This window comes from Streptomyces sp. NPDC051364 (assembly GCF_040682115.1).
Classification (GTDB): domain Bacteria; phylum Actinomycetota; class Actinomycetes; order Streptomycetales; family Streptomycetaceae; genus Streptomyces.
This window is the reverse complement of sequence record NZ_JBFBAH010000002.1, coordinates 362,147-379,404: the sequence shown is the minus strand read 5'-3', so window position 1 is coordinate 379,404 and position 17,258 is coordinate 362,147. Positions and strand designations below refer to the sequence as shown.

At 72.8% G+C, this 17,258-nt stretch carries 14 protein-coding genes and 1 riboswitch; of the genes, 1 reads left to right on the top strand and 13 read right to left on the bottom strand.

The features are described 5' to 3' along the window. Positions 1-2 precede the first annotated feature (2 nt). The 5 genes from AB0M76_RS05620 to AB0M76_RS05600 form a co-directional block, all read right to left on the bottom strand. Positions 3-431 (bottom strand): roadblock/LC7 domain-containing protein, encoded by a 429-nt coding sequence (locus AB0M76_RS05620; RefSeq protein WP_266672545.1) that lies wholly within the window; start codon positions 429-431, stop codon positions 3-5. Positions 432-466: 35 nt separating this feature from the next. Then, a complete protein-coding gene (locus tag AB0M76_RS05615) occupies positions 467-2,440 on the bottom strand; it encodes an ATP-binding protein (RefSeq protein ID WP_365951675.1) in 1,974 nt (657 codons plus the stop codon). Positions 2,441-2,691: 251 nt separating this feature from the next. Beyond that, entirely contained in the window at positions 2,692-3,891 is a 1,200-nt protein-coding gene (locus AB0M76_RS05610; RefSeq protein WP_365951674.1) for an MBL fold metallo-hydrolase, read from the bottom strand. Positions 3,892-4,071: 180 nt separating this feature from the next. Further along, the gene (locus AB0M76_RS05605) at positions 4,072-4,857 is read right to left on the bottom strand and encodes an SGNH/GDSL hydrolase family protein (protein WP_266661860.1); all 786 of its coding nucleotides are present in this window, start codon (positions 4,855-4,857) and stop codon (positions 4,072-4,074) included. A gap of 168 nt (positions 4,858-5,025) precedes the next feature. Further along, positions 5,026-6,012 carry a LysM peptidoglycan-binding domain-containing M23 family metallopeptidase gene (locus AB0M76_RS05600; RefSeq protein WP_365951673.1) on the bottom strand — a complete coding sequence of 329 codons (987 nt, stop codon included), beginning with the start codon at positions 6,010-6,012 and terminating at the stop codon, positions 5,026-5,028. Positions 6,013-6,016: 4 nt separating this feature from the next. Further along, positions 6,017-6,191, bottom strand: a riboswitch (cyclic di-AMP (ydaO/yuaA leader). A 311-nt stretch (positions 6,192-6,502) separates the two neighbouring features. On the opposite strand from AB0M76_RS05600, the gene AB0M76_RS05595 reads away from it, so the two are divergent. Then, positions 6,503-7,324: a tyrosine-protein phosphatase gene (locus AB0M76_RS05595; RefSeq protein WP_365951672.1), complete on the top strand. Its 822-nt coding sequence runs from the start codon at positions 6,503-6,505 to the stop codon at positions 7,322-7,324. 45 nt (positions 7,325-7,369) lie between these two features. Here the strand turns inward: AB0M76_RS05595 and AB0M76_RS05590 are convergent, their stop codons facing one another. The 8 genes from AB0M76_RS05590 to hpnC all read right to left on the bottom strand — a co-directional run bounded on the left by AB0M76_RS05590 (position 7,370) and on the right by hpnC (position 17,115). Beyond that, a complete protein-coding gene (locus AB0M76_RS05590) occupies positions 7,370-8,752 on the bottom strand; it encodes an aspartate aminotransferase family protein (protein WP_365951671.1) in 1,383 nt (460 codons plus the stop codon). Then, the gene (hpnH, locus tag AB0M76_RS05585) at positions 8,749-9,777 is read right to left on the bottom strand and encodes an adenosyl-hopene transferase HpnH (protein WP_365951669.1); all 1,029 of its coding nucleotides are present in this window, start codon (positions 9,775-9,777) and stop codon (positions 8,749-8,751) included. The genes AB0M76_RS05590 and hpnH overlap by 4 nt, the downstream gene beginning before the upstream one ends. Before the next feature lie 5 nt (positions 9,778-9,782). Beyond that, positions 9,783-10,472 (bottom strand): 1-hydroxy-2-methyl-2-butenyl 4-diphosphate reductase, encoded by a 690-nt coding sequence (locus AB0M76_RS05580; protein WP_365951668.1) that lies wholly within the window; start codon positions 10,470-10,472, stop codon positions 9,783-9,785. Further along, on the bottom strand, positions 10,472-12,463 hold the full coding sequence (gene shc, locus AB0M76_RS05575) for a squalene--hopene cyclase (RefSeq protein ID WP_365951667.1): 1,992 nt from the start codon (positions 12,461-12,463) through the stop codon (positions 10,472-10,474). Before shc ends, AB0M76_RS05580 begins: the two co-directional genes overlap by 1 nt. A 117-nt stretch (positions 12,464-12,580) precedes the next feature. Beyond that, complete coding sequence (locus AB0M76_RS05570; protein WP_365951666.1) at positions 12,581-13,735, bottom strand: polyprenyl synthetase family protein; 1,155 nt, start codon at positions 13,733-13,735, stop codon at positions 12,581-12,583. Then, complete coding sequence (hpnE, locus tag AB0M76_RS05565) at positions 13,732-15,111, bottom strand: hydroxysqualene dehydroxylase HpnE (protein ID WP_365951665.1); 1,380 nt, start codon at positions 15,109-15,111, stop codon at positions 13,732-13,734. The genes AB0M76_RS05570 and hpnE overlap by 4 nt, the downstream gene beginning before the upstream one ends. Positions 15,112-15,217: 106 nt before the next feature. Then, complete coding sequence (gene hpnD / locus AB0M76_RS05560; RefSeq protein ID WP_365951664.1) at positions 15,218-16,189, bottom strand: presqualene diphosphate synthase HpnD; 972 nt, start codon at positions 16,187-16,189, stop codon at positions 15,218-15,220. Continuing rightward, positions 16,186-17,115: a squalene synthase HpnC gene (gene hpnC, locus AB0M76_RS05555; RefSeq protein ID WP_365951919.1), complete on the bottom strand. Its 930-nt coding sequence runs from the start codon at positions 17,113-17,115 to the stop codon at positions 16,186-16,188. The genes hpnD and hpnC overlap by 4 nt, the downstream gene beginning before the upstream one ends. Between the last annotated feature and the right edge of the window lie 143 nt (positions 17,116-17,258).

Below are 17,258 nucleotides of genomic sequence, written 5' to 3'. Positions count from 1 at the left end.
CATCACTCCGGGTCGCCGGCGGGCCGCCGCGGCGGGGCCGCCAGGTACGGCCGGACGCTCTTGACGAGCATCGCCATCTCGTAGCCGAGCACGCCCGCGTCGGCCTCCCGGTCGGCCAGGACCGCCAGGCAGGTGCCCGCTCCGGCGGCCGACACGAACACGAGCGCGGAGTCGAGCTCGACCACGACCTGCCGGACCTCCGCGCCGTCCCCGAACCGGGATCCGGCGCTCCGCCCGAGCGAGTACAGCCCGGACGCCAGTGCCGCCAGGTGGTCGGCGCTGTCGTTGTCGAGGCCGTGCACGCAGGTGACGAGCCCGTCCGCGGTGAGGAGTACCGCACTGCGCGTGTAGGGGACCCGCTGGACCAGGCCGCCGAGCAGCCAGTCGAGATCCGAGAGCCGACCGGTCTTCGTCGCCGCTTCGCCGCCCATGGTGGTGCGCTCCTTGCTGAGGTGAGAGGTCGGGGTCATGGCTGGTTCTCCGACTGGGCGAGGCCGAAGCCCCGTTGGAAGGCGGCCATCAGACCCGGGTCGTGCACGGGTTGTTCGGGTGCGTCGGCCCGCCGCGGGGCGGGGGCATCCCGCAGCTGCGGGGCGAGGTGGTGCTGGGCCCGGCGGCGGGGCAGGGGCGGCCGGTCCGGGTCCGTCCGGGCGGCCGGTACGGACACCGTCATGGGTACGGGCGGCGGGGACACGGGCGCCGGGGCCGGGACCGGCGCCGGGGGCACGGGCTCGCGACCGTCCAGCCCCGCGGATGTCCCCGCGGCCGGGCCCATGCCCGGGGGCCGGCCCTGCGTCACGTCCAGCCCCAGCCCCAGCCCCAGGCCCAGGTCCATGCCCAGGTCGAGGGTCGTCTCGGCGGCCGGCGTCTCCCTCGGCTCCCAGCGCTCCGACTCCTGGCGCACCGCCCCGGGCTGCATACGCGTGTCCGGGCGCGGCGCGGGCGGAGCCGCCCACCTCGGTGCCGCCTGCGGCGGCCGCGCGGCAGCCGGCTCGGGCTCCCGCCGGGGCTGCGGCTCCCATCGCGAGGCCGGCCCGGGCTCCCGCCGGGGCTGCGGCTGCGGCTCCCGTCGCGGGGCCGGCTCGTGTCGCGGCTGCCGCTCCGGCTCCGGTCGCACCTGCCGCTCCGGCTTCGGCTGTGGCACGGCCACCCGTACGGGCTCCAGCGGGGGCATGACGCCTCCCTCCCCGGTCCCCCACGAGGTGGCCCGGGAGCCCCCGAGCGCGTCGGCGGCGCTGGGCGCCTCCGCCCCCAGCAGTTCCTGCGGCAGCACGAGCACGGCGAGCACGCCGCCGTAGATGTTGGACTTGAGCTCGACGGCGATCCCGTGCCGGCGGGCCAGCGCCGAAACGACGAACAGGCCGATCCGCCCGTCCGCCAGCAGATGCCGGACGCTGATCCGGTCGGGGTCGACGAGCAGCGCGTTCATCCGGTGCTGCTCCGCGGCCGGCATGCCCAGCCCGCGGTCCTCCACCTCGACGGCGATGCCCGCGGTGACCCGTTCGGCGCGCACCACCACGTCGGTGTCGGGGGCCGAGAACACGGTGGCGTTCTCGACGAGTTCGGCCAGCAGGTGCACCACGTCGGCGACGGCGTGGCCGCGGACGGTGCCGCCCGCCGGGGGTACCACCTTGACCCGCGTGTACTGCTCGACCTCCGCGACGGAGGAGCGCAGCACCTCGCTCAGGTCGATGGGCCGGGTCCACTGGCGCCGGGAGGCGGCGCCGCCGAGCACGGCCAGGTTCTCGGCGTGGCGGCGGATCCGGGTGGCGAGGTGGTCCACGTGGAAGAGCTCCCTGAGGAGGTCGGGGTCCTCGACCGTGTCCTCGAGCTCGTCGAGCAGCGAGATCTCCCGGTGCACGAGGGACTGGAGCCGGCGCGCGAGGTTGACGAAGACCTCGACCTTGCGGTCGCTGTCGGACGGCGCGGCCGGGCCGGCCAGCCGTACGAGGGTGGTGTGCGCCTGTTCGCGGGCGCCGCGCAGCTCCTGGGAGAGCAGCCAGAACTCGTCCACCCGATCGGGGTCGCTGCCGGGCGGTGGTCCCGTCGGACCGCCGCGGACCGGGCGGACCGGCGGCTCGCCCCGCTCCAGCCGCTCGGCGGCGGTCCGCAGCTCCTGGCGTCCGCGCACGCTGGAGCGGCGCAGGGCCTCGCAGCGGTCCCGGACGGCCTTGGTGGAGCGCTGGGCCCCGAGCAGGGCGGCGGCCAGTGCGCCGACGACGAGCAGGGCGCAGCCGGCCAGGACCGGCCACAGCCGGGCGTCCCGCTCCCCCGCGCCCCCGCCGAGCTGCAGCGTGAAGATCACCGCGGCGGCTCCGCTGAGCGCCGCGGCGAGCGCCGGCAGCAGGGAGGCGCGGACCAGCTGGGGGCGTATCTGCCGGCCGGGACCGGTGACGGCGTGTCTCGACGGGGCGTGGCGGGCGGCGCGGAGTCCGGACATCGGCGTCCTCTACGTGGGGCCCGGGCCCCCAGGGGTTCCGGGGCCCGGTGTTGATCACCGGATACCCACGCTAGACCGCACGATCCCGCCCCTGACAGCCAGTTGGGGAACTTGCCCGGGCTGCTTCCCGCTCCCGATGGAGCGCTCGTACGACAGCCCGAATCCGCCGGGGGCGCACGTTCGCAGCCGCCGTACGCGACGCACCACCCCGTGCCGAGGGCTGCTCCGGAGCGGCGCCCGGCGGACACGCGCTACGAGCCGACGGCCTCCGGTTCCTCGTGCGCCGCGGCCGGCGGTCGCGCGGTCGCGACCGGGCGGGACTGTGTGGCGGGCACGGGCGGGGGCGACGCCACGAACGGGCGCCACCACGGCTCGCTCGGGGCACCGGCGTCGCCCGGCTCGAACGGCTGGCCCGGGATCGGCAGCGCGATCGCCGCGCCGGTGGCCTCGGCCGCGGTCACAGTGCCCTCGCCGGGTTCGTCCCACGGGTGCGGGGCCAGGTTGAAGGTGCCCCAGTGGATCGGCAGCATCGTGCCGTGGGGGATCCCGCCCTGGAGGTCGAGGTGGGCGCGCATGCCCTCCTCGGGGGTCATGTGGATGTCGGGCCAGTACTCCGAGTAGGCCCCGATCTGGATCATCGTGGCGTCGAAGGGGCCGTGCTCGGCGCCGATCTCCCCGAACCCGGGGAAGTAGCCGGTGTCGCCGCTGTGGAAGATCCGGTGCTCGTCGCCCGCGACGACCCAGGAGGCCCACAGGGTGTTCTGCTGGTTGCGCAGGCCGCGCCCGCAGAAGTGCCGGGCCGGCGTGGCCGTCAGCGAGAGCCCCGCGATCTTGGTGCCTTCGTTCCAGTCGAGCTCGCGCAGCCGGTCCGGCGACACCCCCCAGCGCTCCAGGTGGGCGCCGACGCCGAGCGGGACGGCGAAGACCGTGTCCGTACCGGCCAGCTCCTTGATGGTCGGCAGGTCGAGGTGGTCGTAGTGGTCGTGCGAGATCACCACGACGTCAACCGGCCCCAGCGAGGCCAGCGGTACGGGTACGGGGTGCAGCCGCTTGGGCCCGGCGAACGGGAAGGGAGAGCACCGCTCACCCCACACCGGATCGAACAGCACCCGCCGCCCGTCGATCTCCGCGAGTACGCCCGAGTGCCCCATCCAGGTCAGGCGCAACCCGCTGACCGGCGGCTTCGCCAGCTCGGCGAGGGTCGTCGGGTAGACCGGGATGGGAGCTCCCGGGTTGCGCCGGATCCGCTGCTCCTTGTGGAAGTAGATCTTGGCGAACTCCATCATGGAGCCGGAAGGCCTGGTCCGGGCCCCGACCGGGTTCTGGAAGACACCGTCGGCGAAGTTCGGCGAGCGGTGGATCCGCTCCAGGCGTGCGCCGGACGGATCCGCGCCGAAGGCTTCGGGCCGCAGGGCACGCAGCCGTGGACGCAGGGGACGGGAGCCGGTCAAAGCGCCTCCTGGGAGGGTGGGACGGATGGGCGTGAGAGGCCGTACTGGTTTCCGGTCTATCACCTTGCCAACGCGCACCGGCCCCGAAGGATTCCGCCGCGCGTACCCGTCCTCCTGCCCCCGTCCCCTTCTCCTACTCGGCTACCCGCTGCTCCGCTACTCCGCCCCTCCTGCGCCGGGCTACAGCGGCAGCAGGTCCGGACGCTTCGCCTCCACGTGGTCCCCGGAGGACTCCCCGCGCAGCCGCCGCCCGATCCACGGCACCAGGTACTCCCGCGCCCACTGGATGTTGTCCCGGGTCACGTCCACCGAGCCGCGCGGCTGTTGCGGCGGCCACGGCTGGTCGGGGTCGGCCGGCACCTCGAACCCCAGCACCTGGGCGGCGCGCAGCGCGACCCGGGTGTGCCCCTCGGGCGAGAGGTGCAGCCGGTCGTCGTCCCAAGCCCGCCGGTCCTGTACGGACTTCAGCGACCAGAGGTCGAGCACCGGGCAGTCGTAGCGGTCGGCGATGGCACGCACATGGGCGCTGTACGTGGCCACCTTGCCCCGGAGGTGCTTGAGGACCGGCACACCGCGGGTGTCGAAGCCGGTGGTGATCATGACGTGGCCGACGGCTCCGGTGAGGTCGGCCACGGCCGCCTCGAACCGCTCCGCCACGTCGTCCGGGTCGCTGCCGGGCCGGATGATGTCGTTGCCGCCGGCGCAGAAGCTCACCAGGTCAGGTGCGAGCTCCTTGGCCCGGGGGACCTGTTCGGCCACGATCTGGTCGAGGAGGCGCCCCCGCACGGCCAGGTTCGCGTACCGGAATTCGTTTTCCTCGCGCTGATCGGCCAGGAGTACGGCCAGCCGGTCCGCCCAGCCGAGAAAGGTCTCCCCGGGTCCCGGGTCCCCCACACCCTCGGTGAAGCTGTCCCCGATCGCCGCGTACGAGCCGATGGTCTTGAGTGTCGTCTTCGTCGCTGCCACGAGAACACATCTTTCACCCCGGCACGTGACCTACGCCATCGTAGGAAGGGGTTGACGGACCGTGATCTATACCACCTGGTCGGTACGGAATAACGCGGCGTGAGGCCGGGACCCCCCTCGGGTCCCGGCCTCACGAGTCCGGTTGCCTCTGTCCGACGGCGGGAGCCGTCAGATGCTCACACCCTTGGAGCGGAGGTAGGCCAGCGGGTCGATGTCCGAGCCGTAGGACGGCCCGGTGCGGATCTCGAAGTGCAGGTGCGGGCCGGTCGAGTTGCCGGTGGAGCCGGAGAGGCCGAGGGTCTGGCCGCCGGTGACGCTCTGGCCGGCCGAGACGGAGAGCTGGGACAGGTGGCCGTACTGGGAGTACTTGCCGTCCGCGTGCCGGATGACGACCTCGTTGCCGTACGCGCCGGCCCAGCCGGCGGAGACCACGGTGCCCGCGCCCACGGCCCGGACGGTGGTGCCGGAGCTCGCGATGAAGTCGACACCGGTGTGGTAGCCGCTGGACCACATGGCGCCGGGGGTCTTGTACTGGGTGGAGATCCCGCCGCCGACGGGGGCGACGAAGCCGGCGGCGCTGACCGTACCGGCGGCGGACTTGGCGGCGGTGCTCTTCTTGGCGGGCGCGGCGGCGGCTGCGGCCGCGGGGGCGGCAGGGGCCGGCGCGACGTCCGCGGAGCCCTTGTCCTCCGAGGGCGAGGCCGAGGACTTCTTCGCCGGAGCCGGAGCGGACTTCTCGGCCGGAGCCTGCGCGGCCGGAGCCGCCTCGCCCTGCGCACCGAGGGTCAGCTTCAGCCCGGGGTGGATCAGCGACGGGTCGGTGCCGACGGCCTCGCGGTTGTCGGCGTACAGCTGCTGCCAGCCGCCCGAGAGGTGGCGGTCCTGGGCGATCTTGGAGAGGTAGTCGCCCGGCACGACCGTGTAGACGACCGGCGCGGACTGCGCGGCAGCGGCGGGCGCGGCCTGCAGCGCCGCCGGAACCTGCGGGGCCTGCACGGGAGCCGCGGCGGGGGCGGCGGCCGGGGCACCGGCCGCCTGGGCGCCGGCGGCACCCAGCAGCGGCAGCGCGAGGGCCGCACCACCGGTGCCTGCGACGGCGAAGCCGCGCGCCACGGAACGGGACTTGGGACGGCGGTGCTTACCCTTTGCAGGCATGGCGAATTCCTCTCCGTCGCCTGCGAGGTGAGCTGTCGGGTTCGGACTGGAGATGTCCGGCCGCACATGAACGGAACATGTACGGCTTCACCCCGAGCTGCGCCGATACAAAGATCGGGAACAGCGGCTTACCTGGTTCCCCCGCTCCTGCCGCGCGCGTGAATAGTCGGGTGCGGTTTCCGGACGGCGGCAGGATTAGGCGGTCCATCCGGATCGATCGCGAAGGTAATCGAGTTGAGCCGCACGGAACAAGCCACGAATTTCCTGACGGATTCACAGGCCGGGGAGTTCGACGGAATTCCGGTCACCCTCCGTCCATTCCCCGCCGCCAACAACCGCCCCGGCCGGGCCTTTCGACTTCGACGATCAGGCACTCACGGTCACCGTATGATCTGGCTCACGGGGCTGCGCCCGATCTCGCCTCCGGTTATGGCAAGTTGGCCTCAAGTAGCGCAATTCGGACATCTCACGACGACGCGGAGGAGTTCCCGTGACCCAGCAGATACCCCAGCCCCCGCGGACGGAGCCCGTACCGGAGCCGGAGCTGGCCGGAGTGCGCAACTTCCGTGATGTGGGCGGGCTGCCGACCATCGACGGGCGGAGGGTCAAGCCAGGAAAACTGTTCCGTAGCGGACATCTGGCACATGCCACCGAAACCGATGCAGAATTCCTCGCATCGCTCGGCCTCCACACAATTTTCGACTTCCGCAACGGCGCCGACCACGCCCTGGAGGGACTCGACGTCGAGCTTCCCGGCGTGCGGAACGTCAACATCCCGCTGTCGGATCCGGCCGACGGCAAGGAATTCTGGAAGATGGTCCGCGGCGGCGATCTCGAGCAGCTCCGCGGAATCCTGGGCGAGGGCAAGGGCGCCGCCCGAATGGCCAACTCGTACCGCTCGATGATCGAGCACCGCACCGCCGAGCACGGCCGGGTCGTGCACGCCCTCGCCGAGGACAGCATTCCGGCGCTCATGCACTGCGCGGCCGGCAAGGACCGGGCCGGCCTGTCGATCGCCGTCACCCTGCTCGCGCTGGGCATCGAGCGCGAGGCGATCGTGGCGGACTACCTGGAGTCCAACGCCCCGCACCGCCGCTACCGGGTGCGCCGTACCAGCGACGCCCCCGAGGCCCGCTCCCCCGAGGTGATGGAGCTGCTCGCCCCGCTCTTCGACGCCCGCGCCGAGTACCTGACAGCGGCCTTCGACACCATCGACGAGCACTGGGGCGGGGTCGACCGGTACCTCGCCGAGGGCCTCGGACTCACGCCCGAGACCCTCGACCGGCTGCGGGAGCAGCTGCTCGACCGATAACCCGGCCGACAGCCCGACCGGGAAACCGGGCAGCGGAGCAGGCCGTCAGCCGCCGGCGACGGCCTGCTTCACCAGCGTCCTGCCGAAGTCCCACATCAGTGCGCCCCCGCCGTGCGCCTCGTCCATGACCGCGCGGAAGGAGCCGACGAACCGGTCGACGTCCCGCTCGTCCACGATCAGCGGCGGGATGAGCTTGATGACCTCCAGATGGTCGCCGGAGACCTGCGTCAGGATCCGGTGCTTCTGCAGCAGCGGCACCACGACCATCTGGGCGAAGAGCCCCTTGCGGGCCGCCTGGAGCATGGTCCACCGGCTGCGCAGCCCCAGCGAGGACGGCCGCCCGAACTCGATGCCGATCATCAGGCCGCGCCCCCGTACCTCGTGGAGCAGCTCGTACTCGTCCACGAGCGCCGCGAGCCGGCCGCGCAGCAGGTCGCCCATCGCGCGGGCGTTCGCGACCACCGACTCGTCATCCATGACGGAGAGCACCGCCAGCCCGGCCGCCATCGCCTGCGCGTTGGATCCGAAACTGGCGGAGTGCACCAGCACCCGGTCCATGGACGAATAGACCTTTTTGAAGATCCAGTCCTTGCCCAGGGTCGCGCCGACCGGCACATAGCCGCCCGAAAGGGCCTTGGCCACGCACACCAGGTCCGGCTCCACGCCCGGCTCGTGCTGGTACGCGTAGAACTCGCCGGTCCGGCCGAGCCCCGTCTGCACCTCGTCCGCGATCAGCAGCGCCTTGTGCCGGTGCAGCAGCTCCTGCGCCGCGAGCAGGAACCCGGGCGGGGCCGCGAGCACGCCCTTGCCCTGGATCGGCTCGACGACGAAGGCGGCGACGTCGCCACGCTTCAGCTCCCGCTCCAGGGCCGCCAGGTCCCCGAGGGGGATCTTCGTGTCGGGCAGCAGCGGCGCGAAGCCGTCCCGGAACCCGCCCTCCCCGTTGACCGAGAGCGAACCCGTGGTGAGCCCGTGGAAGGCGTGGTCGCAGTAGAGAACCCTCGTTCGCCCGGTGGCGTACCGGGCGAACTTCAGGGCGGTCTCCACGGCCTCGGTGCCGCTGTTGCCGAAGAAGACCCGTTCCAGGTGCGGGCTGTACGAGAGCAGCTTCTCCGCCAGCAGCCCGGGCAGCGGCTGGCAGTCGAAGCGGGTCAGATCGGCGAGCTGTGCGTCCAGGACGTCGTGCAGGGCCTGGCGGACCACCGGGTGGTGGCGGCCCAGGCCCATCACGCCGAACCCGGCCAGCATGTCCAGGTAGTCGTTGCCGTCTGCGTCCCAGAAGTGTGCGCCTTCGGCCCGTACGTAGACCTTGTCGAAGCCGATCGTGTGCAGCATCCGGGGCAGCTGGTGGTTGAGGTGCCTGGTGTGCAGCTCGTACCGTTCCGCGCCCCGCTCGTCCAGCAGGGCGCGGAGGTCGAAGCCGGTCACTGCTTCTCCCGGTTCCCCGAGACCGTCTCCCGGGCCGCGCGCAGGGACTCCTTGAGGGAGCCCATGGTGGCGAGGACGGCGGTGGGCTCGTAGCCGCAGTGCGCCATGCAATTCGCGCAGCGCGGGTCCTTTCCTCGGCCGTACTTGCTCCAGTCGGTCTCTTCGACCAGTTCCCGGTACGTCGGCACGTAGCCGTCGCTCATCAGATAGCAGGGGCGCTGCCAGCCGAAGAGGGAGTAATTGGGAATGGCCCAGGCGGTGCAGGGGAAATCCACCTTGCCTTCCAGGAAGTCGAGGAAGAGCGGGGAGTGGTTGAGCCGCCAGCGGCCCCGGTTTCCGCCCGCGAAGGCCTTCTTGAAGAGTTCCCTGGTCTGCTCGACGCCCAGGAAGTGCTCCTGGTCAGGGGCCTTTTCGTAGGCGTAGGCGGGCGAGATCATCATTTCGTCGACCTTGAGGTCGTCATTGAGGTAGTTGAGCACCTCGATGATCGTCTGCGGGGTGTCGGTGTTGAAGAAGGTGGAGTTGGTCGTGACCCGGAACCCGCGCCGCTTCGCCTCCTTGATGGCGGCGACCGCCTCGTCGAAGACGCCTTCCTTGGCGACCGACTCGTCGTGCCGTTCGCGCAGCCCGTCGATGTGCACGGCGAAGGCGAAGTACGGGGACGGGGTGAACTTCTCGATCTTCTTGCGCAGCAGCATCGCGTTGGTGCAGAGGAACACGTACTTCCGCTTGGCTACCAACTGCCGCACGATCTCGTGGATCTGCGGGTGCATCAGGGGCTCGCCGCCCGCGATGGACACCATGGGGGCGCCGGACTCCAGGACGGCGCCGACGGCCTGCGCGACCGGCATGCGCTGCTTGAGCACGCCGGCCGGGTGCTGGATCTTCCCGCACCCCTCGCAGGCCAGGTTGCAGGCGTAGAGCGGTTCCAGCTCGACGATCAGCGGGAACTTCTCACGCTTGCGGAGCTTCTGTTCGAGAAGATACGTCCCGACCCTGATGGACTGTCGCAGTGGCATGGCCATCTGGCTCACCTCCTGGGGAGCAGCAAAGAACGGTGCCAGTCATGAAACGCGGGCAGTACGGCACGCAATACGCGGAAGGCCGATATTCCACCGCGGAACGTGCCGATACGGACGAGCTCATGCTCCGGAGCGTCCACGATCACCCGGACGGCCGCAACCGGACGGTTCCAGCCATCTGCGGCGGCCCGGGTGGCCGTCCACAGGGTGGCCGCGGACTCCATGTCGACCGCGATGGCGCCGGTGGCGCGCAGCTGGGCGCGTTCCTGGCCGCGGACGACGTGGTCGGATCCGGTCAGTGCGCCGGTGTGCACGGTCCGGCCCGGAGCGGCCCGGGCCAGCGCCTCGGCGAGCAGGGCGGTGCCGGCGCACGCGACGGCGCCCCGCGGGTCCCGGGTCTCCTCGGCGACGACGAGGTCGCCGGGGCTCATGCCGGGGACCAGCCCGGCGCAGAACCCGGTGGCGAGGACGGGGGCCCGGTGCAGCCCCGGCTCGGCGAGCGCCCGGCCGACGGCCCGCTCGGCGGCGCGCGGGCCCATGCCGGTCCGCAGGACGGAGTAGCCGGGTGCGGTGCGGGCGGCGCCGCGGCCGCCGCCGCTGCGCAGGGCCGCCTGCTCGATGCGCAGGGCGCAGGCGACCAGCAGCGGTACGGGCGGCTCGGACGGTTCGGGGCCGTCGGCGCGGGCGGCGTCGGCCATCAGGCCTCCCCGGGCGCGAAGGGTTCCCCGTACAGGTAGCGGCCGAGCGCGGTGAGCGGGAACACCTGCCGGTACAGGTGGTAGTTGATGGAGAAGTCCCAGGGGAAGCCGGTTCCGGTGAAGTACGGCTCGTCCCAGGAGCCGTCCCCCCGCTGGGTCTCCACCAGGTACCCGATGCCCCGCTCGACGGCCTTGCCGTGCCGCTCCCCCGCCGAGAGCAGCGCCATGAGCGCCCAGGCGGTCTGCGAGGCGGTCGAGGCCCCCTTCCCGGCCCACTCCGGGTCCTTGTACGAGCGCTGGTCCTCGCCCCACCCGCCGTCCTCGTTCTGTACGGATTCCAGCCAGCGCACGGCCCGCCGGATCGCGGGATGAGCCGGGGCGAAGCCCGCGGCCGTCAGGGCCGGGACCACCGACCCGGTCCCGTACACGTAGTTGGTGCCCCAGCGGCCGAACCAGGCGCCGGTGGACTCCTGTTCGGCGAGCAGCCAGGCGATGCCGCGCCGGGTCCGCGGGTCGGCTGCCTTGCCCTCGACGGCGAGCATCTCCACCACGTGGGCGGTGACGTCGGCCGACGGCGGGTCGATGACCTCGCCGAAATCGCAGAACGGCAGCCGGTTCGGGAAGGGGCTGGTGTTGTCGGCGTCGAAGGCGCCCCAGGCCCCGTTCCTCGACTGCATCCCGAGGTTCCAGGAGACCCCGCGGGCGATGGCCGCCTCCACCCCGGCCGGCTCCGGGTGCCGGATCCGGCGCAGTGCGAGGACCACCTCGGCGGTGTCGTCGATGTCGGGGTAGGTGTCGTTGTGGAACTCGAACGCCCAGCCGCCCGGGGCGAGTCCGGGCCGCCGCACCGCCCAGTCGCCGGTGCGGACGATCTCCTCGCCGAGCATCCAGTCGGCGGCCTTCACCAGGGCCGGGTGGTCGGGCGGCAGGCCGGCGTCGGCCAGGGCGATGGCGGCGAGGCAGGTGTCCCAGACCGGGGACTGGCAGGCCTCGATCATCCGGGTGGGGGCACCTCCCTGGCCGTCAGGCCCAGGGGGACCGTCCTCGCGCCACACCGCGAACCGGTCGAGAGACTCCAGCCCGGCCCGCATCACCGGGTGGGCGAGGTCGTACCCGAGCAGGTGCAGGGCGATGACGGAGTACACGGCGGGCGGCTGGATCCCGCCCCAGCAGCCGTCGTTCTCCTGGCGCTCGATGATCCAGCGGGCGGCGGTGTCCATCGCGGCCTTGCGCAGCCGGCGCGGGGCGAACCGGCGGTAGACGTGCAGCACCTTGTCCATCCGCTGGAAGGCGCCCTCCCAACTGACCAGCGGGGCCAGGCGGTTGGCAGCGGGGGACGGGCGCCGCGCGTCGGTGTGCAGCTCGTCGAGGGCAAACGGGGCCGGGCGGACGGGGCGCTTGGCGGAGACCACGGTCAGCGGCACGATGGTCTGGCGGGCCCAGCAGCCGAAGTCGTAGATGTTCAGCGGCACCCACGGCGGCAGGAAGACCAGCTCGGGCGGGAGTTCGGGGAGGTGGTCCCAGCTCCACCAGCCGAACAGGGCCAGCCAGATCCGGGTGAAGACGCGGGCGGCGGCGATCCCGCCGTGGGCCCGGACCCAGGCCGAGGCGCGGGCCATGTGCGGGGCGTCGGGCGCGTCGCCGGCGAGCCGCAGGGCGACGTACGCCTCGATGGTGGCGGAGAGTTCGGGCGGCCCGCCGTGGAAGGTGGCCCAGGTGCCGTCCTCGCGCTGCTCGCCTCTGATGAAGCGGGCGGCGGCCTGCGTGGTGGCCTCGTCCCGGATCCCGAGGAACTGCCGCAGCAGCAAGTCCTCGGCGTCCATGGTGACGTTGGTCTCCAGGTCCCCCTTCCACCACCCGGCCGCATCCTGGCGCGCAAGCAGGTGCCGGGTGGCCCGCGCGGCGGCCTCCTGCGCACCCTGCACCGTGTCCGGCATGGTGAAATCCGGGTCGGCGCCGGGGGTACCGGCACCGTCGGTCGTCGCTGTCATGGCTTCCCCTTACGTGGCAGTTGTCCTCTGCTGTGCTGGGGTATGCCGTCGGCCGGGCGCTCCTGTCAGGTGGCGCCGGCCGGCGACTCGCGAGTCATATCCCTGCTCGGGTGGCGATCACCTCTTGCGCACGACGACGAAGTCGGCGAGGGCGACGAGCTGTTCGCGCACCCGCTGCGGCATGTCCACGTCGTCCAGCGCGCGGATGGCGATCGCGTGCTGGCGGCGCGCCTCCTCGGCGGTCCACTCGCGCCCGCCCGCGGCCTCGATGAGCGCGGCGCGGGCCGCGAACTCCTCCTCCGAGAAGTTCTCGAAGTCGTTGCTCTTGGCGTCGGCGGCGAGCAGCTGCGCGAGCTCCTCGCAGGCGGGTCCGCCCGCCGCGAGGGCGGCGACGACCGGCAGGGACTTCTTGCGCTGGCGCAGGTCGCTCCAGGTCTGCTTGCCGGTGGCCTCCGGGTCGCCCCAGATGCCGAGGAGGTCGTCGACGGCCTGGAAGGCGAGGCCGAGGTGGTAGCCGTACTCCTCGAGCTTGTCGGCCGTACGGTCGTCCGCGCCGCCGAGGACGGCGCCGATGGAGACCGCGCAGGCGAGCAGGGCGCCGGTCTTGTTGCCCTCCATCTCCAGGCACTCCTCGACGCTGACGCGCTCGCGGTGCTCGTAGGAGATGTCCTGGGCCTGGCCGTCGATGAGCTTGCGGCTGGCGGTGGTCAGCCGGCGCGCGGCGCGGCCGGCCTCGACGGTGCCGAGTTCCAGCAGGACCTCGTTGGCGAGGGCGAAGAGCGCGTCGCCGACCAGGATCGCGAGGGCCGGGCCGTGCACCTTCCACACCGTGTCGCGGTGGCGGCGCTGCTCGTCGCCGTCCATCAGGTCGTCGTGCAGCAGCGAGAAGTTGTGGACGAGCTCGACGGCGACCGCGCCGGGGATGCCGACCTCGGCCGCGGCTCCCGCGGCCTCGGCGGAGAGCAGAGCGAGGGCGGGGCGGACGGCCTTGCCGCCGTCGCCGTCGGCCGCGTTGCCCTGGGCGTCGATCCAGCCGAAGTGGTACGCGGCGACGGTGTCCATGGGCGCCGCGAGCCGGTCGACTGCGGCGCGGAGCACGGGAGTCGACAGCGTGCGGCCGCGCTCCAGGAGGGCGATCGTGTCCGCCTTCTCCACACCCCCTCCGGCTGCGCCGTTGCCGGCATCCGTGTTCTCCACAGCCGGATTCCCCGGGTTCACTGGCTCTCCTCTGTTTCCTGTACGTGCTGCTGCGGTCGTGCTGGTGATCGTCATGCCGCCTCCTGCAGGGGGTGCTCCCGGTGGCGGCCGAGTGCGGCGAGTGCGGCGTGCGCCGCACTCAGTCCGCTGCGGACAGCGCCCTCCATGGTCGCGGGCCAACCGGTGGCGGTCCACGCACCGGCGAGGTAGAGGCCCGGCGTGTCGGTCCGCGCCCCGGGGCGCAGCCGGCCGACGCCGGGGGTGGGGGCGAACGTGGCCGTCCGCTCCCGGGTGACGAAGAAGTCCCGTACCTTGGCGCCCCGCGCGGCCGGCAGCAGCCGTTCCAGCTCGGGGAGGTACTTCGTGCGCAGCACCGAGACGGGCTCGTCGATGTCGTCCTGGGCGGCCGACTGGGACAGGGCCAGGTACTGGCCGCCGTCGGGCAGTCCGGAGGCGTCGGTGCGGTCGAAGACCCACTGGACCGGGGAGCCGAGCGCGGCGAAGAAGGGCTGCTTGAGCACCTTGCGGTCGTAGACCACGTGGACGTTGAGGATGGGCGCGGTGTCGATGTCGAGGAGCTTGTCCGGGTCGGCGAGCGCGCCGGGCGGCAGCAGTCCGTGGGCCTCGCGCTGCGGGACGGCGAGGACGACGGTGCCCGCGTCGAGGGACTCGCCCTCGGTGTCGACGCGCCAGTTCCCGTCCTGCGTACGGGAGATGGAGGTGACGCGGGTGCGCAATTCGGTGCGTACGCCGGCGGCGTCGAGCTGCTTGCGGGCGAGGGTGTCGTGCAGGTCGCCGAGCGGGACCGAGGCCCAGCCGATGTCGGCGGCGCCGTTCTCGGAGAGCAGGCCGGTCTTGAAGACCATGGCGGCCAGGCCCAGCGAGGACTTCTCGGCGGTGGCGTTCAGCGTGGCGATGCCGACGAGGTCCCACAGGGCCTCGATGGTGCGCGGGCTCTGGCCGTACCGCCCGAGCCAGGTCGCGAAGTCCAGGCCGTCCAGCGCCGGGTCGGCGGGGTCGAGCCGGCGCAGCGCGAGGGCGGCGCGGCCGACGCTCACGCGCTCGGCGAGCGAGAGGTGCGGGTAGCGGGCCAGGGAGCTCGCCAGGTGCAGGGGTACGGGCAGGGCGGTGCGGCGCAGCCGGCCCAGGCGCGGTCCGCCGGGGTGTGCGACGTCGAGTACGGGTACGTCGAGCCGGTCCTGCAGCGGGGCGAGGGCGGCGCCCTCGACGCGGTCGAGGAACCACCGGTAGGCGGTGCAGCAGCGCAGGTAGACGTGCTGGCCGTTGTCGACGGTGAGCTCGCCGCGCTTGAAGGAGAAGGCGAGCCCGCCGAGCCGCGGGCGGCCCTCGAGCAGGGTGACCTGCACTCCCGCGTCGGCGAGTTCGAGGGCGGCCGTCACTCCGGCGAGGCCTCCGCCGATGACGACGGCGCGGTTGTCGCTGCCGCTCATGAGCCCTCCCCGGTGCCGTGGCCTGCGGCGCCCGCCTGGAGGGACGCGGCCGCGCGCACGGGGGTTGCGCCGGCGCCCGGCCAGGACGTCGGGCGGGTCGGCCGGGTCACATGCGCCTCCGCGTGCTCTGGCGCGAGACGGTCCGCGCGTCGAGGCCGGACAGGCCGCGGACGGCGACGTACGCCTTCTCGTGCGTGGGCAGCGAGACACGGCCGCGGAGCACGGCCTCGGGCTCCCGCTCGATCCGGTCGAGAAGGCGCCGGTAGATGCCGGCCATGGCGGCGACGCAGGCGCCGCTGCGCCGGTCGAGCATGGGCAGCAGCCGGTAGCCCTCGACGAACAGGGCGCGGGCGCGCCGGACTTCGTGGTGGACGAGTCCGGCGAAGTCGGCCCCGGCGGGCATCCGGTCGCTCCCGAACCCGTCCGGGCAGCCGAACTTGGCGAGGTCCTCGGCGGGCAGATAGGTGCGCCCGTTGCCGGCGTCCTCGCGGACGTCGCGCAGGATGTTGGTGAGCTGGAGGGCGAGGCCGAGGGTGTCGGCGTACTCGTCGGCGCGTGCCGCGTCGGATGCGCCGAGGCCTCCGGTGTTCACCGTGCCGAACACGCCGAGGGAGAGCCGCCCGATGGCTCCGGCCACGCAGCGGCAGTAGACCTTGAGGTCGTCCCAGGTCTCGTACGTCTCGCCGCGGACGTCCATCAGGACGCCGTCGATGAGCTCGTCGAGTCCGCCGAGCGGGATCGGGAAGCGGCGGGCCGCGTGGGCGAGGGCGACGGCGACCGGGTCGGTGTCGTCCTCGTCGATCTCCTCGGCCCGGATCCGGCCGAGGACGGCGCGGGTCTCCTCGAGCCGGGCGAGCTTCGCCTCGGGGGCCAGCGTGCCGTCGCCGATGTCGTCGACGCGCCGGGAGAACGCGTACAGCGCGGACATCGCCTGCCGCTTGTCGGAGGGCAGCAGCCGGATGCCGTACGCGAAGTTGCGCGCCTGCGAACCGGTGACGGCCTCGCAGTAGCTGTAGGCCGCCAGCACCGGTGCGGACGGTGCGGACGTGTGTGCGGAACCCTCCACGGTCGGGCTCACCCCTTTCTCGGCGCTGTGCGCAGGACGGTGGCCACCTCGCGGAGCAGGCCGCTCCTGGTGGGCTTGGGCGGGCCGGGGAGTACGTCGAAGCCTGCGGCGGTGACGGCTCGCAGGGCGGCACGCCCTCCTCCCACGAAGCCCGCGAGCAACAGCCGGAGCCTGCCTTGCACGCTACCCACGAGCGAGGTGCCTTCATTCAGGAGGTCGCGGGCGCGTTCGGCTTCGAACGCGACCAGGGACCGTACGGACGCTCCCGCGTGGTGGGCCTTCAGGTCTGCCTCGGCCACGTGGAAGCGGCGCATGTCCTCGGCCGGGAGGTAGATGCGGCCCCGGCCGAGGTCCTCCGCGACGTCCTGTACGTGTTCGACGATCTGCAGGGCGGTGCAGACGGCGTCGGAGCGGCGGATGCGCTCGGGGGTGCTGGTGCCGGTGAGGGACAGCACGAGGCGGCCGACCGGGTTCGCGGAGAGCTCGCAGTACGCGAGCAGGTCGCCATACGTCTCGTAGCGCGCGACGTGCTGGTCCTGGCGGTTGGCCTCGATGAGCCCGAGGAAGGGCTCGGGGGTGAGACCGTGGGCGCGGACCACGGGCTGGAGGGCCAGCAGCAGGGGGTGCCGCGGCGGGCCGTCGGAGCCGCCGAAGACGCGACGAAGGTCCGCCTCGAACGCGTCGAGCATCGCGAGCCGGTCGTCCGCCGCGGCGGGGTCGAGGCCGAGGAGTACGGCGTCGTGGCCGCCGGGGGCGAGGTCGCCGTCGCCGATGTCGTCGACCAGGCGGGCGTACCCGTACACCGCCATCAGGCCGTCGCGCCAGGCGCGCGGGAGGAAGGACGGGGCGACGGGGAAGTTCTCCGTCCGCGCCTTGCCGAGGGTGGCGCGCGCGTGGGCGTCGGGGGCTGTGGGGGCCGCGTCCCGCCGTGGCCGGATACCGTGCCCGGGGGTCACCGCCCGCCGCCCGCGCGGGGGACGGCTGTAATGCCTGGGGGCCGGAGAATTCCCGTAGCCATTGCCGTCACATCTCCCGTTCTACACTGCCGACCCAATACATCCTATTTCGGACACGCCGCCGG

Excerpts from the sequence above, each read along its gene's own strand:
- AB0M76_RS05600 (WP_365951673.1), bottom strand. The coding sequence starts at position 6,012 with ATGCCTGCAAAGGGTAAGCACCGCCGTCCCAAGTCCCGTTCCGTGGCG.
- AB0M76_RS05580 (WP_365951668.1), bottom strand. The coding sequence starts at position 10,472 with ATGGCCGACGCCGCCCGCGCCGACGGCCCCGAACCGTCCGAGCCGCCC.
- hpnE (WP_365951665.1), bottom strand. The coding sequence starts at position 15,111 with ATGAGCGGCAGCGACAACCGCGCCGTCGTCATCGGCGGAGGCCTCGCC.
- AB0M76_RS05620 (WP_266672545.1), bottom strand. The coding sequence starts at position 431 with ATGGGCGGCGAAGCGGCGACGAAGACCGGTCGGCTCTCGGATCTCGAC.
- shc (WP_365951667.1), bottom strand. The coding sequence starts at position 12,463 with ATGACAGCGACGACCGACGGTGCCGGTACCCCCGGCGCCGACCCGGAT.
- AB0M76_RS05570 (WP_365951666.1), bottom strand. The coding sequence starts at position 13,735 with ATGACGATCACCAGCACGACCGCAGCAGCACGTACAGGAAACAGAGGA.
- hpnH (WP_365951669.1), bottom strand. The coding sequence starts at position 9,777 with ATGGCCATGCCACTGCGACAGTCCATCAGGGTCGGGACGTATCTTCTC.
- AB0M76_RS05615 (WP_365951675.1), bottom strand. The coding sequence starts at position 2,440 with ATGTCCGGACTCCGCGCCGCCCGCCACGCCCCGTCGAGACACGCCGTC.